At 50.9% G+C, this 18,625-nt stretch carries 20 protein-coding genes; 9 read left to right on the top strand and 11 right to left on the bottom strand.

The window, feature by feature from the left end; translation table 11 throughout:
- Positions 1-121 precede the first annotated feature (121 nt).
- The 4 genes from ABF87_RS04825 to ABF87_RS04840 all read right to left on the bottom strand — a co-directional run bounded on the left by ABF87_RS04825 (position 122) and on the right by ABF87_RS04840 (position 2,783).
- Entirely contained in the window at positions 122-322 is a 201-nt protein-coding gene (locus tag ABF87_RS04825; RefSeq protein WP_160828007.1) for a hypothetical protein, read from the bottom strand.
- Complete coding sequence (locus ABF87_RS04830; protein WP_164503155.1) at positions 319-552, bottom strand: hypothetical protein; 234 nt, start codon at positions 550-552, stop codon at positions 319-321. The genes ABF87_RS04825 and ABF87_RS04830 overlap by 4 nt, the downstream gene beginning before the upstream one ends.
- Positions 553-703: 151 nt before the next feature.
- On the bottom strand, positions 704-856 hold the full coding sequence (locus ABF87_RS04835) for a hypothetical protein (RefSeq protein WP_160828008.1): 153 nt from the start codon (positions 854-856) through the stop codon (positions 704-706).
- 133 nt (positions 857-989) lie between these two features.
- Positions 990-2,783: a hypothetical protein gene (locus ABF87_RS04840; protein WP_160828009.1), complete on the bottom strand. Its 1,794-nt coding sequence runs from the start codon at positions 2,781-2,783 to the stop codon at positions 990-992.
- 158 nt (positions 2,784-2,941) lie between these two features.
- Between ABF87_RS04840 and ABF87_RS04845 the strand changes: the two genes are divergently transcribed.
- From ABF87_RS04845 to flhC, 3 genes are all read left to right on the top strand, one after another.
- Positions 2,942-3,148, top strand: coding sequence for a hypothetical protein (locus ABF87_RS04845; protein ID WP_160828010.1), 207 nt, complete (start codon positions 2,942-2,944; stop codon positions 3,146-3,148).
- A 97-nt stretch (positions 3,149-3,245) separates the two neighbouring features.
- Positions 3,246-3,563, top strand: coding sequence for a flagellar transcriptional regulator FlhD (gene flhD, locus ABF87_RS04850; protein WP_160828011.1), 318 nt, complete (start codon positions 3,246-3,248; stop codon positions 3,561-3,563).
- Positions 3,564-3,589: 26 nt separating this feature from the next.
- Positions 3,590-4,129: a flagellar transcriptional regulator FlhC gene (gene flhC / locus ABF87_RS04855; protein ID WP_160828012.1), complete on the top strand. Its 540-nt coding sequence runs from the start codon at positions 3,590-3,592 to the stop codon at positions 4,127-4,129.
- 37 nt (positions 4,130-4,166) lie between these two features.
- On the opposite strand, the gene ABF87_RS04860 is transcribed toward flhC, so the two are convergent.
- Entirely contained in the window at positions 4,167-5,360 is a 1,194-nt protein-coding gene (locus ABF87_RS04860) for a pyridoxal phosphate-dependent aminotransferase (protein WP_160828013.1), read from the bottom strand.
- A 78-nt stretch (positions 5,361-5,438) separates the two neighbouring features.
- Between ABF87_RS04860 and uvrB the strand changes: the two genes are divergently transcribed.
- The 6 genes from uvrB to ABF87_RS04890 all read left to right on the top strand — a co-directional run bounded on the left by uvrB (position 5,439) and on the right by ABF87_RS04890 (position 13,730).
- Complete coding sequence (uvrB, locus tag ABF87_RS04865) at positions 5,439-7,469, top strand: excinuclease ABC subunit UvrB (protein WP_160828014.1); 2,031 nt, start codon at positions 5,439-5,441, stop codon at positions 7,467-7,469.
- Positions 7,470-8,146: 677 nt separating this feature from the next.
- Positions 8,147-8,482, top strand: a complete 336-nt coding sequence (locus ABF87_RS04870; protein ID WP_160828015.1) for a cytochrome c — start codon at positions 8,147-8,149, stop codon at positions 8,480-8,482.
- A gap of 15 nt (positions 8,483-8,497) precedes the next feature.
- Complete coding sequence (locus tag ABF87_RS04875; RefSeq protein ID WP_160828016.1) at positions 8,498-9,412, top strand: hypothetical protein; 915 nt, start codon at positions 8,498-8,500, stop codon at positions 9,410-9,412.
- Positions 9,413-9,424: 12 nt separating this feature from the next.
- A complete protein-coding gene (locus ABF87_RS04880) occupies positions 9,425-10,969 on the top strand; it encodes an FAD-binding oxidoreductase (protein ID WP_160828017.1) in 1,545 nt (514 codons plus the stop codon).
- A gap of 78 nt (positions 10,970-11,047) precedes the next feature.
- Entirely contained in the window at positions 11,048-12,160 is a 1,113-nt protein-coding gene (locus tag ABF87_RS04885; RefSeq protein WP_160828018.1) for an NAD(P)-dependent alcohol dehydrogenase, read from the top strand.
- Positions 12,161-12,227: 67 nt separating this feature from the next.
- A complete protein-coding gene (locus ABF87_RS04890; protein WP_160828019.1) occupies positions 12,228-13,730 on the top strand; it encodes an aldehyde dehydrogenase family protein in 1,503 nt (500 codons plus the stop codon).
- A gap of 46 nt (positions 13,731-13,776) precedes the next feature.
- On the opposite strand, the gene ABF87_RS04895 is transcribed toward ABF87_RS04890, so the two are convergent.
- The 6 genes from ABF87_RS04895 to ABF87_RS04920 form a co-directional block, all read right to left on the bottom strand.
- Entirely contained in the window at positions 13,777-14,814 is a 1,038-nt protein-coding gene (locus ABF87_RS04895) for a methyltransferase (protein WP_160828020.1), read from the bottom strand.
- 134 nt (positions 14,815-14,948) lie between these two features.
- Complete coding sequence (locus ABF87_RS04900; RefSeq protein ID WP_160828021.1) at positions 14,949-15,452, bottom strand: SRPBCC family protein; 504 nt, start codon at positions 15,450-15,452, stop codon at positions 14,949-14,951.
- Between the two features lie 327 nt (positions 15,453-15,779).
- On the bottom strand, positions 15,780-16,124 hold the full coding sequence (locus ABF87_RS04905) for a hypothetical protein (RefSeq protein ID WP_160828022.1): 345 nt from the start codon (positions 16,122-16,124) through the stop codon (positions 15,780-15,782).
- Between the two features lie 156 nt (positions 16,125-16,280).
- Complete coding sequence (locus ABF87_RS04910; protein WP_160828023.1) at positions 16,281-17,096, bottom strand: RNA methyltransferase; 816 nt, start codon at positions 17,094-17,096, stop codon at positions 16,281-16,283.
- 46 nt (positions 17,097-17,142) lie between these two features.
- Complete coding sequence (gene hisD, locus ABF87_RS04915; RefSeq protein WP_160828081.1) at positions 17,143-18,444, bottom strand: histidinol dehydrogenase; 1,302 nt, start codon at positions 18,442-18,444, stop codon at positions 17,143-17,145.
- Entirely contained in the window at positions 18,444-18,608 is a 165-nt protein-coding gene (locus tag ABF87_RS04920; protein ID WP_160828024.1) for a hypothetical protein, read from the bottom strand. Before ABF87_RS04920 ends, hisD begins: the two co-directional genes overlap by 1 nt.
- Positions 18,609-18,625: the final 17 nt, after the last annotated feature.

Genomic DNA, 18,625 nt, shown 5'->3' on the forward strand with positions numbered 1-18,625 from the left:
CCTGCCGATTCATCCGGAAATGGTGACGGGGGTGCTGGTGCCGGTCGTGATTTGGATCGTATGGCGCACGACGCGCCGGATTCATGATAAGTTTTTTAAGGGGCATTAAGCGTGTAAATGCTCAGGACGCATCATTAGGGATCGATAACAGGGTAGCGCCGATGATGACGATGAGCTGAAGAGCGATGAGGCAAAACAAGAATTGAGCATACTGCGCCGGCGAAATATGGAGGCGCTGAATGAAGAAGTCCCTGAAGCCGATTTGTACCAGCACCAGGGTGGTGGTAATCAAAAGGAAAATGGATAGGTTGTCTTCGCTCATGATGCCTGTTTCTCCTGATCCATTTTGTGCAAGCGGTTGAAGAAGCGCCGCACCAGATAACTTCGAGCAATCGACACAGCAGTGAAGATCAAGCCGATCTGGAGATTCTGGCTGATGCTGACCTCGATGTCATACCACGGAAACACGACGATCTGGGTGGCCAGCGCGACGACGTAACCGATGATGACGTTTATCCAGGCTTCGAGCAGTGATTGCAGTCGGGTTTGCATACAGGCAATAGTTTGTGTTCATGGACGGGACGCGGTGATAAGAACTGCGCTATCGCCGAACTCCCACTACGAGCTGATCTTCAAGAATTTCCAGCGGTGTTGGCAATTCCAAGCGGGCGGTAGTGTTTTTATTCAAGCGCCGGTATTTGCATTATTTCTCAGTCAGGAACATCATGGCCGCCACGAAAGAAACCAGCAAGCCCAGCAATACGAACGCCAGCACAGCGCCTTCGCCAGTGTTCAGAAAATAGACATACAATATCAGAGAAAAAGCCAGCGAACCCAGCATCGTAATTTTTTTCATACTCTCCATCCTTCTGAATATCATAACTGCTCGAGTCAATATCATGGCTGACCGTCACGCTTCAGCCCATCATGCCTTATCTTAATCCTATAACGCGGCGTAGCGCAGGATTATTTTTTCTGGCTAGCAAGGTTCATTGCGCGGGACGGCGCATTTCCTGGAACCACGTGCGGTATTGCATCATTTTTGAGCGTTGTTCCATCGGCGCATGACGACGGCAGGTCGCATATTCTTCGCTATCCGGTTGTGCACCCCAGCGCTTTTCGACGCAATCATTCGGGTTATATGCCATTTCATAGGCGGATTGACGTGCCAATACCTCAGCTATGGAAAGTTCCTGCTGACTGCCATCCGAGCGGGTGTAGCGGATTTTCTGCTGATGAGTGCGTTGCGCGTGGTATTGCTCAATGTCGGTTTTGACGGCTTGCGGCGCCTTGCCATGCATCAGGAATAAATCGGGATACCGCACGACTTTGTCGGGCAATCCGTTCAGTACATGCATCGCGATGAGCAGGCGCATATCGCGCGACGGTGTCGAATAATCTTCCCACGGGCCAACGGTTTGGAATATTGCTGTGCCACGCGGCATGGGTATGACGCTGCGCGGATTCTTGCGGAAATGGGCTTCGGCGTTGTCGATCGACGTGACACGCGTCTCGATTTGCTCGACCAATGCTGAAAACATCGCATCATACGCTTGTTTCGGCTCAAGGCCGTCGGGATTGATGAGCTTCGTAAGCTTGGCGTAAAAGTCATCCGGAGCCATCTGCTGCTGTTCCAGCGAGAATGGAATGAATTCGGACTGATCGGTCAGTTCAGCATTCGACAACATGTTCCACTGGTTTTGAGCAGTCGAGATCAGCGGGCGAAAAGCCTTGAAACCCGCGCCTGCGCTGTTAGTTTGGGCGAACAATAGTGTGCCTTCCCATACTCGCTTGCGGGTGATGGTGTTATCCGGTTGAGCGTCAGCCGCCCACAGCATGCCGGCATGCTTCGCTGTCTGAGGCACCCATTCGACGAGCACCAGAATATGCCCATACGGATCAGCAAAGATGGTTCCCGGCCTGAGCGCATCGCGGCGCAGCGGAACGGGGTACCAATCGGTCGATTCATCGTCAAGCCTGGTGCGGGCAGAACCGGAATGTACGGTATTGACTAGTTTTCGGCTGAATTGCGTGAAACTGACCGGTGTGCCGGTAGTTCGGGTGAATTCCGTCATGAGGGTAGGCGAACTGCATCGCGGCGGCGCATTGCCCGAGCCGCGCCCACAAGCGTGAAAAGCAAAGGGCAAGCCCATTTTCCAAGCGAAATAGCTTCGCAGGATATAAGGTAAATCGGCGCAATCCGGTGTCATGGGCAGAGCGGCATCTTCGTTGAGACCCAGGTAGTTGTGCAGGAAATTATGGTCAGTGTTGCGCAGCAGAGGTTCGAGCGAAGGAAAACTGAGATTTTCAGGAAATGGTGCGGCAAACAATGCTTCGATCCAGGCCGAATACAAGGCTTCGGTAATCTGATTCCATTCGTTGATTTTGGGCTGGGCAGGCGATTTGCCAATGCCGAGTGTAGAGCACGCGATCAATTTGCCATCGCTCTGAGTTTCGATGCGATACTGTCCGGCATCGAGGTGTTCTAACGTGGCGTTGATGCTCCATGGCGGGCCGCCGCGGCGGCTGGATTGCACAGGTATCCGATTGCCTCCGCTATCGATGACGGTCAATTCCGACAATGCATGGCTGGTCGATACGACCATGACGCGGACTGGTTTGCCTGCGTCCGGATGCTTCGGCGAAACCCACAGTTGGGCTGCGCCATGATCGGTGCATGGAGTGGTCTCAGCCAATGCCGGTGACATCGCGAGCCCAGCCAGAAAAAGAATGCTGATGTGATTCAGGAAGCGCCCGGTCAAATCCAGAAAATGTTTTCGCATGGTATTCTCCTTCAGCGCAATTGTAGGGAATGGGTGATCAAAAGACTACAAATTGCCTAACTGAGTAAAGACAGGTCATGAACCTCCGGTGCGAGCTCAGCATCCACCCTGGTTGAGAAGCGTACCATTCCAATCTTTGAGCACGAACGTATCATGAAATGTATCATAAATTTAAAGAATTCCGGGTGAGTGCCGATGTCATGCATCAGTCATCAATAGAAACAGTCGCACGGCATCATGGCTGCAAGCGATGCATTCAAAGTTGCCCAAGCCGGCCTGATTCGGTGAGCATCCCCGGCTATCGCGCCAGCGCCATCGATCGGTTGTCAGGCAAATTCCTACATTCTGATAAGAAGATTACCTAGCATTGTTTAGGTTAACTTCCATTTACTTCCACCCCGGCATGATTGAAAATCTCTCCATACGATCTTGTGAGTTTATTAATCTTAAAGGAGTAAAAAAATGGAAGCAGATCAACTTCTTGATGAAATCAGAGATATTAACTTAGCCTATTTGTTATTGGCCAAACAGATGCTGCGGGAAGATAGAGTATCCGCCATGTACCGTTTGGGTATCAACCAGGATATCGCCGAAATATTGGACAAATTGACTTCGGCGCAACTCGTCAAAATGGCGGCTTCCAATATGCTGCTCTGCCGTTTTCGTTTTGATGATCGCCTGATTGCGCAGATGCTGTCGAATGATACTCGCGAGCAGTCCGTGACCAAGTCGCATGCGGCCATTTTGATGGCAGGCAAGCCAGCAGAAGCGATTGTCTGATCAATTAATCATGAAGGGGCAGGAGCATGCGTAACCGGAGCATTCTAACCGAGGCCAAACAAATCCAGCTTGCAACCGAGTTGATCAGCTTGGGCGCTCGCTTGCAAGTGTTGGAAATGAATACCGATCTGAGCCGCGAACGGCTGGTCAAGTTGTACAAGGAAATCAGGGGAGTCTCTCCTCCGAAGGGCATGCTGCCGTATTCCGAGGATTGGTTCATGAGCTGGCAACCCAACATGCATTCATCCTTGTTCATCAACATTTACAACTTCGTGCTCAAGAATACCGGTGTCGAGGGCATCGATGCGCTGATCAAGAGCTACCGGTTATATATGGAACACATCAAAGTGCATAGCCTGGAAAAAGTTCTGAGCCTGACGCGGGCCTGGACGTTGATACGATTCGTGGACAGCGGTGTATTGTGCATCGCGCCTTGCGTCAGTTGCCGCGGCAATTTTATCGTGCATTCGCTGGAGATCCATTCCAATCATGTCTGCGGCCTATGCAACATTCCTTCTCGGGCAGGAAAAACCAAGAAAGCCGCTGCAATTGCCGGTTTTCATTAAAAGCACCTAGGAATAAGAATAAGGAATCGGTTACTGATTATTTGAGTAAACGCTTAATCCGATCCAACGCTTGCCGAAGATTCTCCATGGACGTGGCGAACGACAAGCGCATGTATCCCTCGCATCCAAAAGCAGAGCCCGGAACAACGGCCACACCGGCACTTTCCAGCAAATATTCACTGAATGCAATGTCATTCGGTGCCGCGATCAAGTTCTTCTTATACAGATCATCCATTGCCTGACGTACGTCGGCAAACGCATAAAAAGCCCCCTCGGACGATAAGCAACGAATTCCATGAATCTGGTTCAATTGTTCCGTCACAAAAAGATTGCGTTCCTTGAACGCGGAAACCATCGGCGTGATGCAGGACTGATCCGCGTTGAGCGCTACCTCGGCGGCGGCCTGTGAAATTGAGCTTGGATTCGATGTGCTTTGGGATTGAACATTTTCCATTGCCGTGATGATGTGAGCAGGGCCGCCGCAATAGCCGATTCGCCAGCCCGTCATCGAATACGCTTTGGAGACGCCATTCAGAACCACGGTTTGCGGCAATAGATCGGGGCAGGCGTTGACGATGTTGCAGAATTTCTGATCCGACAGCAGGATGTGTTCATACATGTCATCGGTGGCGATCAGAATCTGCGGGTGTTTGCGCAACACCGCACCCAGGGCCTTGAGCTCATCCATGCTGTATACCCCGCCGGATGGATTGCTCGGGCTGTTGATCACGAACATTTTGGTTTTGGGTGTGATGGCGGCTTCCAGTTGCTCGGCGGAAATTTTGAAATTCTGTTCTATGCCCGAAGGGATGAACACCGGCTTGCCTTCGGCGATGAGCACGATATCGGGATACGAAACCCAGTAGGGCGCCGGAATGATCACTTCATCGCCGGGATTGATGAGCGACAGTGTCAGATTGAAGAAACTCTGCTTCCCTCCGCACGAGACGAGAATTTGTTTGGCTTCAAAATCAAAGTTGTTTTCGCGTTTGAATTTGGCCACGATGGCATTTTTCAGGCCAGGCGTTCCGCCCACCGCGGTATATTTGGTCAAACCTTTGTTGATCGCGGCGATGGCGGCATCTTTGATGTGCTGCGGCGTATCGAAGTCGGGTTCGCCGGCGCCCAAGCCAATGATATCCTTTCCTTCCGCCTTCAATTTGGCGGCCCGGGCAGTTACCGCAAGGGTGGGAGAGGGTTTGATGCTTTGAACGCGGTTTGAAAGTTCCACAAAAATCCTCGCACTAAAATGAGTAGATCAGCATGTTAAAATGACACCAAGAAGAAATTCTATCGTGGAATTATACTCGTGATCATAACCTTCCCCAAGAGTCCGTTCAAATTACATCAAGCGTTCGAACCAGCGGGCGACCAGCCCGTTGCAATCGCACAATTAATCGAAGGTATCGACGACGGCCTTGCCTTTCAGACTTTACTGGGTGTTACCGGCTCCGGCAAAACCTATACGATTGCCAATATGGTCGCCCGAACCGGACGCCCGGCCATTCTGCTGGCGCCGAACAAAACCCTGGCGGCTCAGTTGTATGCTGAGATGCGGGAGTTCTTCCCTGAGAATGCCGTGGAATACTTCGTGTCCTATTACGATTATTATCAACCCGAAGCCTACGTGCCGTCGCGCGATCTATTCATCGAAAAGGATTCCAGCATCAATGAGCACATCGAGCAAATGCGCTTGTCGGCGACCAAGTCGCTGCTGGAACGCGATGATGCGATCATCGTCGCGACGGTATCGTGCATTTACGGTATCGGCGATCCGGTGGATTATCACGGCATGATTCTGCATCTGCGGCAGGGTGAAAACACCACGCAGCGCGACATCATCAAGCGTTTGACGGAAATGCAATACGATCGCAACGAATTGGAATTCAAGCGCGGCGTGTTCCGGGTGCGCGGTGACGTGGTCGACGTATTTCCGGCGGAAAGCTCGGAAGCGGCCGTGCGCGTGTCGTTGTTCGATGATCAAGTCGATAGCATGGCGCTGTTTGATCCGTTGACTGGCCGCGTGTTGCAAAAATTATCCCGCTATACGGTCTATCCTTCCAGTCATTACGTGACGCCCCGCAGCACCACATTGCGTGCGATGGAAACCATCAAGGCGGAATTGCGCGAGCGATTGGAGTATTTTTATCAGGAGAACCGGTTGGTTGAGGCGCAGCGCCTGGAACAGCGCACGCGGTTCGATCTGGAGATGCTGAATGAACTGGGCTTCTGCAAGGGCATTGAAAACTATTCACGCCACCTGTCCGGGAAGAAACCCGGCGAGCCGCCGCCGACTCTGCTGGATTATTTGCCGGGCAATGCGCTCATGATCATCGATGAAAGCCACGTCACTGTGCCGCAGATTGGCGGAATGTATAAGGGAGACCGCTCGCGCAAGGAAAATCTGGTGAATTACGGTTTCCGCCTGCCGTCGGCGCTGGATAACCGGCCTTTGAGATTCGAGGAATTCGAGAAACGCATGCCGCAGACGGTTTTTGTATCCGCTACGCCGGCCGATTATGAAAAGAACCATAGCGGCCAGGTCGTGGAGCAAGTGGTACGGCCGACCGGCCTGGTCGATCCTATCATTGAAGTGCGCCCAGTAGCCACTCAGGTGGATGATTTGATGTCCGAAGTCAACTTACGTACAGCCAAGAATGAGCGCGTGTTGGTCACGACGTTGACGAAACGGATGGCGGAGGATCTGACCGATTATTTTTCTGAACACGGTATCAAAGTGCGCTATCTGCATTCCGATATCGATACGGTCGAGCGCGTCGAGATCATCCGTGACTTGCGCCTCGGCCAATTCGATGTGCTGGTCGGCATCAATTTACTGCGCGAAGGGCTGGATATTCCGGAGGTTTCGCTGGTCGCGATCCTCGACGCCGACAAGGAAGGGTTTCTGCGTTCGGAGCGCTCGCTGATTCAGACCATAGGCCGCGCTGCCCGGCATATCCATGGTACGGCCATTCTGTACGCCGACACCATCACCAAATCCATGCGCGTGGCGATCGATGAGACCAACCGGCGGCGCGACAAGCAAATGCAGCATAATCTGAAAAACAACATCACGCCTCGCTCAGTGCACAAGCGTATCAAGGATCTGATCGATGGCGTCTACAATTATGAATCCGCACAGCAGGACTTCAAAGCGGCGCAGGTGCAGGCACGCTATGATGCGATGAGCGAAACGCAGTTGACCAAAGAAATTCAGCGGGTCGAGAAAAAAATGCTCAGCGCCGCCAAGAATCTCGAATTTGAAGAGGCTGCAAAATACCGCGATGAACTGAAAAGCCTCAAGAATAAGCTGCTGATCGGCTTTACCGATGTGACATAGAAAACCTCGAAAAACTGCTCTGTTCTTACTTTTTTCACTATACAAGAAGCTGTAACCGCGCAACAAGCTCGATATCTCAATACTGACCACAGTAGCCGATTCATCAAAAATTTCCCCTCTGTAGGCAGGAGTACATGAATGCTCGTCCTGCTAAGGCACAGCGATCATTTTTCTCTGATGGCTGGTACCTATGATCTGTTGCGCAGCCGATTAAACCGAAATTAACGATGACGATGATAAAAATCTTCGTGAATGAATTGATTTTGTAATTGGCGTTTGATGCATTTCCAGACAGCAGTTTTGCATTTCGAGTACCAGGTACAGCTGCCATGGATGACGTTGGCATGAATTGGAGCAGTGGTTGCCCCCATATTTTCGATATCGATTTCATCATTAGCTTCGCGCACTATTCAAACAAGCTTCTGATTCTGTAATGAGCGCCTAGTTCACTGAATACCTTGATGCGTTAGTATTCCTCATCTTCCATTCACTAAATGCTCGATAAGCTCGTGTTGAGTGATTTTCATAAACTATCCACACGACTTGTAAACGGCTTGTAAATGGGTTGCTCTAAAATGAATTGAAGAGTAAAACTTAATCTGATCTTATCAGACATGATGATGAAAACTTAAGAGTGTCATCGTCTTTAATGCACTGAAATTCTTCGGAGGATCAGCATGAAAGAAATAATAAGAAATCTAATTGTTGTATTCGGCTTCATGCCGATCATTATTTTCCTCGCAACAACTTGGGTGTGGGCAGCTCAAGAAGATAATTCTGCTTCTAGTCATAGATGGAAAGATGGGGCTGAAATTTATACCAAAATCTGCGCGTATTGTCATGATGCGCAGGTCGCTCCGCCAATTCGCAATCGGAAACTTCCTTTAGACTATATCCGTAACATTGTTCGCAACGGAAACCGCGCGATGCCTGCCTTTCGCCCTTCTGAGATTAATGATGAATCGCTGACCAAACTGGCGGAGTTTATTTCACATCAATCATCTCAGCATTAAAGGAGGCTGCATATAATGGATGAAACACGGCGTAACCTCATTAAAGGTATGCTCAGCGGCGGAACGTTGTTGGCTCTGGGGATCCCTGGCATAACCCAAGCAGCTTCAGCTACTCCGATCCTCCCCGACAATGCGCGGAATTGTCATTTACTGCTGGGCAACACGCTGATCGGCGAAGCATTCGCCACCGGCGCGCGAGCGGCTTGTGCTCATTGCGGCCACCCCGGTCAAGATGAACTCGCTACATTCCAACTTGGGGACGAGTTGTTGATCAATCCTCGGCGCATTGCCGATTTTTTGGCGCGATCGCATCACATGCGTTGGGTTGCCGTCATGGACTACGCGCATGCAGCGATTTTCACGGAACTTGTGCGCAATGCTGACGGACACTTGCTGGCCTTGGGCTCGCACACATCAATATCGAATGCTGATGCTGCGTTATCGCTACGGCATAGATGGGCGACGGCATCGCCGGTCTACAGTGCGGGGGGATTGCTGGCGTCCACGCTGATTCAAAACAGGCGCAGTTTTTCGATTGTGGAAAATTTCCTGAAGGCACCCTTTCATGACACCGGACTGATGGAAGCATCGTTACCGCAATTTTCTTCGTATAGCTCGGCTGATCAGCCTGCAACTCATTTACATTGCGCCGGAGTGCCTCTGCCAGAAGCCAGTCAATTAGTTGGCTGGGAAACATCAGTAAGCTGGGATTCTTTAGCGCCTCAATCGACTGCCTCTGTTATTGAACATCCGCAATTCGGAAATTGGATCGAAATGACGGGTTATGCAGTGGTGGCGGCTGCGTTAGGAGTAGGCATACACCAAGAAGCTTGTTCCCAGCGCGCCTACGTGCACCGGCCGGGTAACCGCAATCTGGATCATGATGGATTAGCGGGAGAACAGTTTGTTTCATTCGTCATCGACGTGTAGGGAGAACACAGCATGGCCAGTAAATATATCGCATTACCCAAGGGTGTTTCAGAAAAGGATTTTGATGCAGCCATCAATAATTTTCGTAAAGTACTGAGCGACGATGCCGTGCTCACCAGCGCAGAGCAGCTTGCGCCATACATCAAGACCATGATGCCGGTTGCTGACGCTGAGCACACACCGTCAGCGGCGTTGCTCGCGACCACCGTCGAACAGATCCAGCAAATTGTAGCGATTTGCAATCAATACAAAGTGCCGATCTGGATGATTTCCACAGGTAAGAATCTGGGTTATGGCTCGGCTGCGCCAGCAGAGCGCGGTCAAGTGGTGCTTGATCTGAAGCGCATGAACCGCATCCTCGAAGTGGATAAGGATTTGGCTTTTGCGTTGGTTGAACCGGGCGTCACTTATCAGCAGCTCTACGATTATATTAAAGAGCACAAACTTGGATTATGGTTATCCATGCCTGCGCCTTCAGCCATTGCCGGGCCGGTGGGCAATACGCTGGATCGGGGTGTCGGTTATACGCCATATGGAGAGCATTTCTTGTTCGCCTGTGGCATGGAAGTGGTGTTGGCCAATGGCGAGGTATTGCGCACAGGCATGGGTTCGATGCCGAATTCCAATACTTGGCAGGTTTTCAAATGGGGGTATGGCCCATATTTGGATGGCATTTTCACGCAGTCCAACTATGGCATCGTCACTAAATTCGGTTTTTGGTTGATGCCTGAACCGCCGGCGTTTAAGCCGTTCGTTATCCAATATCAGCACGAAGAGGACATCGTTGAAATTGTCGAAACGATTCGGCCTCTGCGCATCAGTGGGGTCATTCCCAATGCCGTGGTGATTGCCCACGCGCTGTACGAGGCACCGGTAAAAGCCAAGCGGAGCGATTATGTATCCGGACCAGGCTCAATTCCAGATGAAGCGGTCGATCGAATCATGAAAGACCATAAACTGGGAATCTGGAATGTTTATGCGGCGCTCTATGGCACGCAAGAACAGATCGATGTGAACTGGAACATCGTGACGCAGGCGTTCGGCAAGTCCGGCAAGGCAAAAATCCTGACGGAACAGGAAGCGGCGGATGATCCCGCTTTTGTGTATCGCGCCAAGCTCATGCGCGGAGAAATGACGCTGACGGAATTTTCGCTTTATAACTGGCGAGGAGGTGGCGGATCGATGTGGTTCGCGCCGGTTTCGCAAGCTCGGGGTAGTGAAACCCTCAAACAAATGGCGCTGACCAAACAAATTCTTGCGAAATACGGGCTGGATTATTCCGGTGAATTCATCGTCGGCATGCGCGATATGCATCATATCGTCGATGTACTATACGACAAGACCGATCCCGAGCAAACCAAAGCGGCTTATCAGTGCTTCGATGAATTGCTGACCGAATTCTCTGCGCGGGGATATGGAACGTATCGCGTCAATACGGCCTTCATGGATAAAGTTGCTGAAACCTATGGCCCGGTGCAGCGGAAAGTGCACAAGACGCTCAAGAAAGCGCTGGATCCCAACGGTATTATCGCACCTGGAAAGTCAGGCATTCGTTAGGTAAATGCACTCATGATTTCTTGAGTTATTTTTTGGATTTTGGAAGACAGCCCTATTTAATAAAGCGGAGACGAAAAGATGTTAAAAATCAAAGCAGCCGTCATTCGTCAAAAAGGCGGGCCTTTTCAAATTGAAGACCTGATTCAAGAAGATCCCCGTCCTGATGAAGTACGTGTCCGCATTGTTGCGGCGGGAATGTGCCATACCGATATGGTGGCGCGAGATCAATTGTATGATGTGCCTCTGCCGGTGATACTGGGACATGAAGGTTCAGGGATAGTCGAACGCATCGGCAGCGCTGTCAAAAAAGTCGCAGTTGGCGATCATGTCGTGCTGACTTTCATGTGGTGCGGGCATTGCAAATCGTGTTTACAGGGGAATTTCACTTACTGCGAGCATTTTTACCCGTTGAATTTCGGTGGCGCGCGTGAAGATGGCAGTGTGGCGACCCATCCTGACAACGGTACGCAAGAACCGATTCACGATCATTTCTTTGGGCAATCGTCCTTTGGCACCTTTGCGCTGGTACACGAGCGTAATGTCATCAAAGTACCCAACGATGCGCCCCTGGAACTGCTTGGACCGCTGGGTTGTGGCATTCAGACTGGCGCAGGAGCGGTCATGAATGCGCTGAAAGTCACCCCTGGTAGCAGCTTTGCCGCTTTCGGCGGCGGCGCGGTGGGACTCAGCGCGGTAATGGCAGCCCGCGCTGCCGGCGCTACGACGATCATTTCGGCGGATGTGGTTCCTGCGCGCCTGGCGCTGGCGATGGAACTCGGAGCCACGCACACCATCAACAGCCGCGAAGCCGATCCGGTCGAAGTGGTTCGTAAAATTACTGGCGGTGGGGCGGATTTTACGCTGGAATCGAGCGGACACCCGGTCGTATTGCGTCAAGCCATCGATGCGCTTGCAATTCGAGGAACGTGCGGCATCGTCGGCGCGCCGGCGTTGGGCACCGAAGCCAGCTTCGATGTGAATGGCGTGATGACAACGGGAAAACGCATCATCGGCATCGTCGAAGGCGATAGTAAACCGGATCTTTTCATTCCGGTGCTGGTTGAACTTTATCAACAAGGGAAATTTCCTTTCGACCGGCTGGTAAAATTTTATTCTCTCGACCAGATCAATCAAGCTGCTGAAGATAGCGAGAAGGGCGTTACGATCAAACCGATTATCCAGTTAGAATAAAAAATTCATCAATGTTTCGTCAGACAACGGCAACGAAATTTGGATAACCAAACACGAACAATACATTATGGAAAATAACAAAGAAACTCCCTCCGTCTATTCGAACTTCGATCGATTACCGATCAATGGTCAATGGCGGCACGGCAAAGGCGCCAAAGTTTTGCGGAACCTGAATCCCTATGACGGTGGTACGCTGGTCGAGATCCCTCATGCCAATCGCGATGATATGGACGAAGCCTATCGCGGAGCTGCCCAGTCGCAACAAGGTTGGTCGGCCTTGATGCCGGGTGAGCGCGCAGCCGTCATGCGCCGCGCCGCGCAAATCATGGAAGAACGCCGTGAAGAAATCGTATCCTGGATCATTCGTGAGTCTGGCGGCACACGAATCAAGGCAAATCTGGAATGGCATGCCGTCCATGGCGTGCTTTTGGAAGCGGCCACATTGCCCTATTTAGTAGAAGGCCGTATTCTGCCAGCCGACATTCCCAGCAAGGAAAGCCGCATGTATCGTAAACCGGTCGGCGTGGTCGGCGTGATCAGTCCGTGGAATTGGCCATTCCAACTCACGGCTCGTTCCGCCGCGCCGGCACTCGCCGTCGGTAACGCTGTGGTAGTGAAGCCCGCCAGCGATACGCCTGTGACAGGAGGGCTGCTGTTTGCGAAAATTCTTGAAGAGGCGGAATTGCCTCCAGGTGTGCTCAGCGTGATCGTCGGTGCAGGTAGCGAAATCGGCGATGCATTTGTCACTCATCCAATTCCCCGCGTCATCTCATTTACCGGCTCGACGCCGGTGGGCCGGAATATTGCCAAACTGGCTGCCGAAAGTCCCATGCTGAAACGGCTGGAATTGGAGCTGGGCGGCAATAGCCCGTTCGTGGTGCTGGATGACGCCGATCTGGAGCGCGCAGTGGAGGCTGCGGTATTCGGCAAATTCCTGCACCAGGGACAGACCTGCATGAGCATCAACCGCATCATCGTCGACAAACAACTTCATGATGATTTTGTGCAACGTTTTGCGGAGCGCGTCCGGCAATTAAAAGCGGGCGATCCCGACGCACCCGATACACTAATCGGTCCGATTATCAATGAAAGTCAATTGAAGGGCTTGCAGCAACGGATTCGGCATGCCGTTTCAGCCGGCGCAAAGCAAGTCATCGGCGGAGAAGCGATTGGCTCGGTGTTGCCGCCCCATGTATTCGATCACGTGACGAATCAGATGGTTCTGGCTCAAACGGAATCGTTTGGGCCGATCGTGCCCATCCTTCGTGCGGGCAATGAAGCTGAGGCGCTGACTATCGCCAATGACACCGATCTTGGGCTGGCTGCCGCAGTGTTTACGCAAGATGTGGAACGCGGCCTTCGGTTCGCGCAACGGCTCGAAGCGGGTATGGTGCATATCAATGATCAGCCGGTCAACGATTTGCCTTACAATCCCTTTGGCGGCGAAAAAAATTCAGGTATTGGTCGTTTCAATGGCGTTTGGGGCGTGGCAGCATTTACGACTGATCAATGGGTCAGCATACAGCATATGCCTCGTCATTATCCCTTCGATGCCCGGAAGATCCCATAATCGAAAGAAGCGCTGACTGATATTCAAGACATCACAAATAGAGAAGCTAAGGTTTAATACCGGTAACAATACTGTGATAGCCAAATGCTTTATGAATTTGAATGTCTTCAAATCCGACTTCATCCAGCATCCTGGTCAATTCTCGGCCGGAATACATTTTCCCTTCCGTCCATCCCATCATCACCATGCTGAATCCGGCCATGGCAAACGGGCCGGTTTTGTCGTCGTTGTAAAGCATTTCGTGAACTACGATTCGCCCACCCGGTTCTAGGCTATTGAAGCTCTTAGCCGTCAAGAAATGACATCTGTCGGGCATCCAGTCATGATACATATTTGAGAAAAAATGGAGATCAGCAGCCGGCCAATGATCCTGCCAAATGTTCGCGGCGTGTGTTTTAACGCGATCTTGCATCTTATACTGAGCAATATAGGTTTCAGCCACTTCGCATACCTGAGGAAAATCCATTGTTAGCGCAAGCTTCAAGTTTGGCAATTTAATTGCTGCTCCAATTGAATGCGCACCAGAGCCGCCTCCAATATCAAGCATGATCCGGTGCCTGGAGAAATCCATGATAGTCGGCCACACCAATGCGGAAGTAATACTAATACTATGCATTCCTGCTGTGAAACGCTGCAATAATACGATCTGTTCTTCATGGGTTTTGAACAGATTATTGCCACCATACACTTGGGGCTTATCAGTGACAATGGCTTGTTCTAGGCTTGCAATCGAAGATACTTGATAATTATCCATCATCATATCCCAGAAAAATCCAAAATAATTGGGACTGCTCTCAAGTAGATAGGCTTCAGTGACTGGCGTTAGGCTGTAGTGTTCCTCATGGAGAGACAGAAATCCCAGTGAGGTCGCTGTCGTCAATATCGCTTCAACTGGGCGCGGTTTAAGATTAAGCGCTTCACAGATTTCCAATAATGTGCAGCTTTTCTGAGCCAGAGCGGAGAAAATCTTGAGCCGATGCGCTAGAAGCAGCGCAGGATAACCATAAATCGCAAAGATTACATCCCATACCGGGCGATCGTCTACCTGCGGTATCTGAATATCGGAAAATTTGTCTTGTGCCATATATTCCTTGTATTGATAAATTTTTCGAATTAATTTATGGATTGGTCACAGTGATATGTTTAAGTCAATCACGACTGGATTTCTTTTTTAGTTATAAACCGTTGAATTTGTGCAATTGCGTACAACAACTCATATTAGTTGTTGCACTTCACTTTCTCGGCTTCGGCCAACTGCTTAATATTCTGAACCGTCTTGGACACCCCTTCCTTGATGGAAGCACGAACCAGCGCTTCAAAAGGACGCATTACTACCAATAACTCCAGTAACTCAAACGTAAATGTTAATTTTGTCGAGTTCTCAAGATGGTTAGCTTGCAATTCATAAGAACAACGATAAGGATCGGAGATACCAGTAAATGTTAACCGCTCTTCAGGTATAAAGTCGGATATTTTGAAACGGGACTCTGAACGGCGTCCCTGATCAAGGCGTACTTGCCGCCCGATTGTTCCTAATTGCACCGGGCCAGGCGTAATTTTCTCAAGCTCTTTCACTTCCGGAGACCATTGAGGATAATTCTGAAAGAGATTCTCTCCGATAAATTGAAATAGCTCACTGGCAGAGCATTTCACAATTGTTGATGCACTGCCTATAACAGGTTCGGTAGAACCTAGATTCAACATGGAACCTAAATTAAACATAGTCGTGATTGCCTCTTTTGTCAGACTAATTTAATAGTTGGACGTTTAAAACTCAATCTTATTCCAATCAATGGATGAATAGTAATCTAATATTGGATTGGTTTCTGTTCAAGGTTTCCGTAAAAAAACCTCTGCGCTTTCTCTTCCTATGAACGGTGAGATCTGAATTCGTGAGACCCTGTCAGTCCTTGAGGATTTTTTGATTAAGGTTTCGGAGAATCTGCAAGTAAGACGACTTTTTTTCTAACGGTTAACTTATCATCAGGTCTTTAAGCACTTAGTGTGCAACAGGTGAGCGCGGGTATTTTGTGAAGCTTTGCAAATTCATTATTTCTTGATTTCAGTCGAGGTGACGAAAATGAGGGTACTGAACGTGCGGTTCAGTGTTTTGCTGGTGAAGTTCGTCATGACCATGTTTTCTACAAAGCGGATATGGTCGCCATCATTGACTGGGGTGGTCGGTGCCGCGATCCAGAATTTATTTCCGCCGTTGTCCAGTTCCATATAGGTGTAACCGGCAGCATCCATATGAGAAACGACGATGCCCTCGTTATCGGGCAATTTGGCGGCTTGGCTTGCCTTGGACGATTCCTGGACAGGGGCTGAAGCGTGGGCGATGGTGAATGATAGGCACCCTGTTAGCAGGATGGCGAAGAAAGCAGAAATTTTCATAAAGGCTCCAAAGTTGCGGTTTGATCGGGTGCGGTATCATACACCGCTGCATAATTTTGTTCCATGACCAGGAGAAAACTCGGGGAAAGCTCTGCGCTAGGTCATGCGGCAATGTAATAACGCTCAGGAGGGCATTCATTATTTGAATCGTACTTTTCAGATCTTGCCTGAAGCAGCATTCGTGCTGTCTTGCCGCACTTTTTCGAAAAAACAGATGGCGGCCGCCGCAGCGGCGTTCAATGATTCAGTATTGCCGGGCATGTGAATGGCGATATTTTCATCGCAGGCACTGATGATTTCTTTCGAGAGGCCGGCGCCTTCGTTTCCGAAAACAAAAGCAATGGAGCCGGCGAGCGAGATTTCGAATAAGTTCTTGCTGGCCTGGATCGATGTGGCAATGACGGTGCCGGGAAATTGCGCGGCAATGCTCTGCAGATCGCTGTTCTCGTGAATGCGCAGAAAGAAATGAGCGCCCATCGCAGCGCGCAGGGTTTTCGGTGACCAGGCATCAGCGCATTGAGGGGATAAATAAATGTCCCTGACATTTGCCGCCGCTGCCGACCGCAAGATCGAACCCAGATTGCCAGGATCTTGAATGGCTTCCAATAAAACGCTGAAGGTTTCTCTTTTGTTGTTGACGTCAGGCGCCAGGTCGGGGATTGCAATGAGCGCGAGTATGCCGGTGGGGGTTTTCACCGGCGAGATTTCCTGGAACAGGGCATTGCTGATGACGATGACTTTCGCCAGCGCACCGCCGAACAGCATGCTGATGAATCGTTTGTTGGCCGTATCATCGATGTAGGATTGACTGACAACCAGATGCTTCGGTGTTCCCAGTACCGAACTGTAAATCTGGATCAGATGGATGCCATCCAATACTGTGAGATTCGCTTTCTTGCGGTACTGTGAGGATTTCTCCAGCTTGATCAATTGCTTGATCAAAGGATGTTGACGCGAGGTGATCACTGGCATGATAGCGTTCCGCGCCTATCGCTCAGCAATGGCCGAGATAATGAGGCTACCGGTGTTTATACCGATACTCTGCAGATAGTGCATGCGCTTGCAAGCCTTCGCCATAAGCCAGTGTTGATGCGATTTCACCCAATTTTGCAGCGCCTTGCTGCGAAACCTGAATCAGACTGCTGCGTTTTTGAAAATCGTAGACGCCCAGTGGCGAAGAAAACCGTGCGGTGCGCGAGGTCGGCAGGACATGATTCGGGCCGGCGCAATAATCGCCCAGCGCTTCGCAGGCATTGCGGCCCAGAAAAATGGCACCGGCATGCCGGATCGCGTTGACCCAGTGTTCCGGTTGCTCGACGGAGAGTTCCAAATGTTCGGGAGCGATCGTGTTGGCGATTTCGCATGCTTCATCCAGGCTTCTGACCTGGATCAACGCGCCGCGGTTTTCGAGTGAAGCACGAATGACATTTTGCCGAGGTAGTTTCGCGAGCAGACGCTGTATGCTTTCCGTCACCTGATCCAGAAATTGCGCATCCGGCGATAACAGAATGGCTTGCGCAAGTTCATCGTGCTCAGCCTGGGAAAACATATCCATCGCGATCCAATCCGGATTCGTGTGACCATCGCAAATGATCAGGATTTCCGAAGGACCGGCCACCATATCAATGCCGACTATGCCGAAAACTCGCCGTTTTGCGGCCGCTACATAGGCATTGCCGGGGCCCACGATCTTGTCCACCTGCGGTATGGATTCCGTGCCATAGGCAAGGGCCCCGACAGCCTGGGCGCCGCCGATGGTGAATACGCGATCGACTTTACTGATCGCTGCCGCCGCCAGAACCAGGTCGTTTCGTTCGCCATTCGGGGTCGGAACGACCATGATCAATTCCTGGACACCGGCTACTTTGGCAGGAATGGCGTTCATCAGCACGGATGAAGGATAGGACGCCTTACCGCCGGGAACATAGAGGCCCACCCGATCCAAGGGTGTGACTTTCTGGCCCAATAGCGTGTCATCCGCATCGGTGTATTGCCAGGAATTCAATGATTGCTTTTCATGGTAGTTGCGCACGCGGTCGGCCGCCTGCTCCAGAGCTGTGCGTTGATTGGGCGGCAAGTTATCGAGCGAGTGCTGCAATTGCTGCGGCGTCAGTGCCAGCTCGGCCGCAGAGCTGACCGTCAGCCGGTCAAACTGACGGGTATAGTCAAGCAGCGCCGCATCTTTACGTGCGCGGACATCCGCCAGGATGCGGGCCACGGTTGCGTCAACCGCATCATCCTGCGCACTTTCAAATGCCAATAACGCGTCAAGCTGGGCCTTGAAGCCAGGATTTGCTGAGTTTAAACGTTTGATGTTGATCATGGGTTCAGTTGAAGTTTTGAATGAAAGCGCCGGTCGATTTTTGGAGTAAAGTGCTGACAAACGGTCACGCTTGGCCATGCCACATTGGCATCCGGTTCAACACGTTCGTCGATACTTTCTGAACTGTGCGTATTGAACCGGATCTCGTCTTGCCTGGCCATCACGCTCTCGTTTTTTG

It is taken from the genome of Nitrosomonas sp. JL21 (assembly GCF_009833095.1).
Taxonomy (GTDB): Bacteria; Pseudomonadota; Gammaproteobacteria; order Burkholderiales; family Nitrosomonadaceae; genus Nitrosomonas.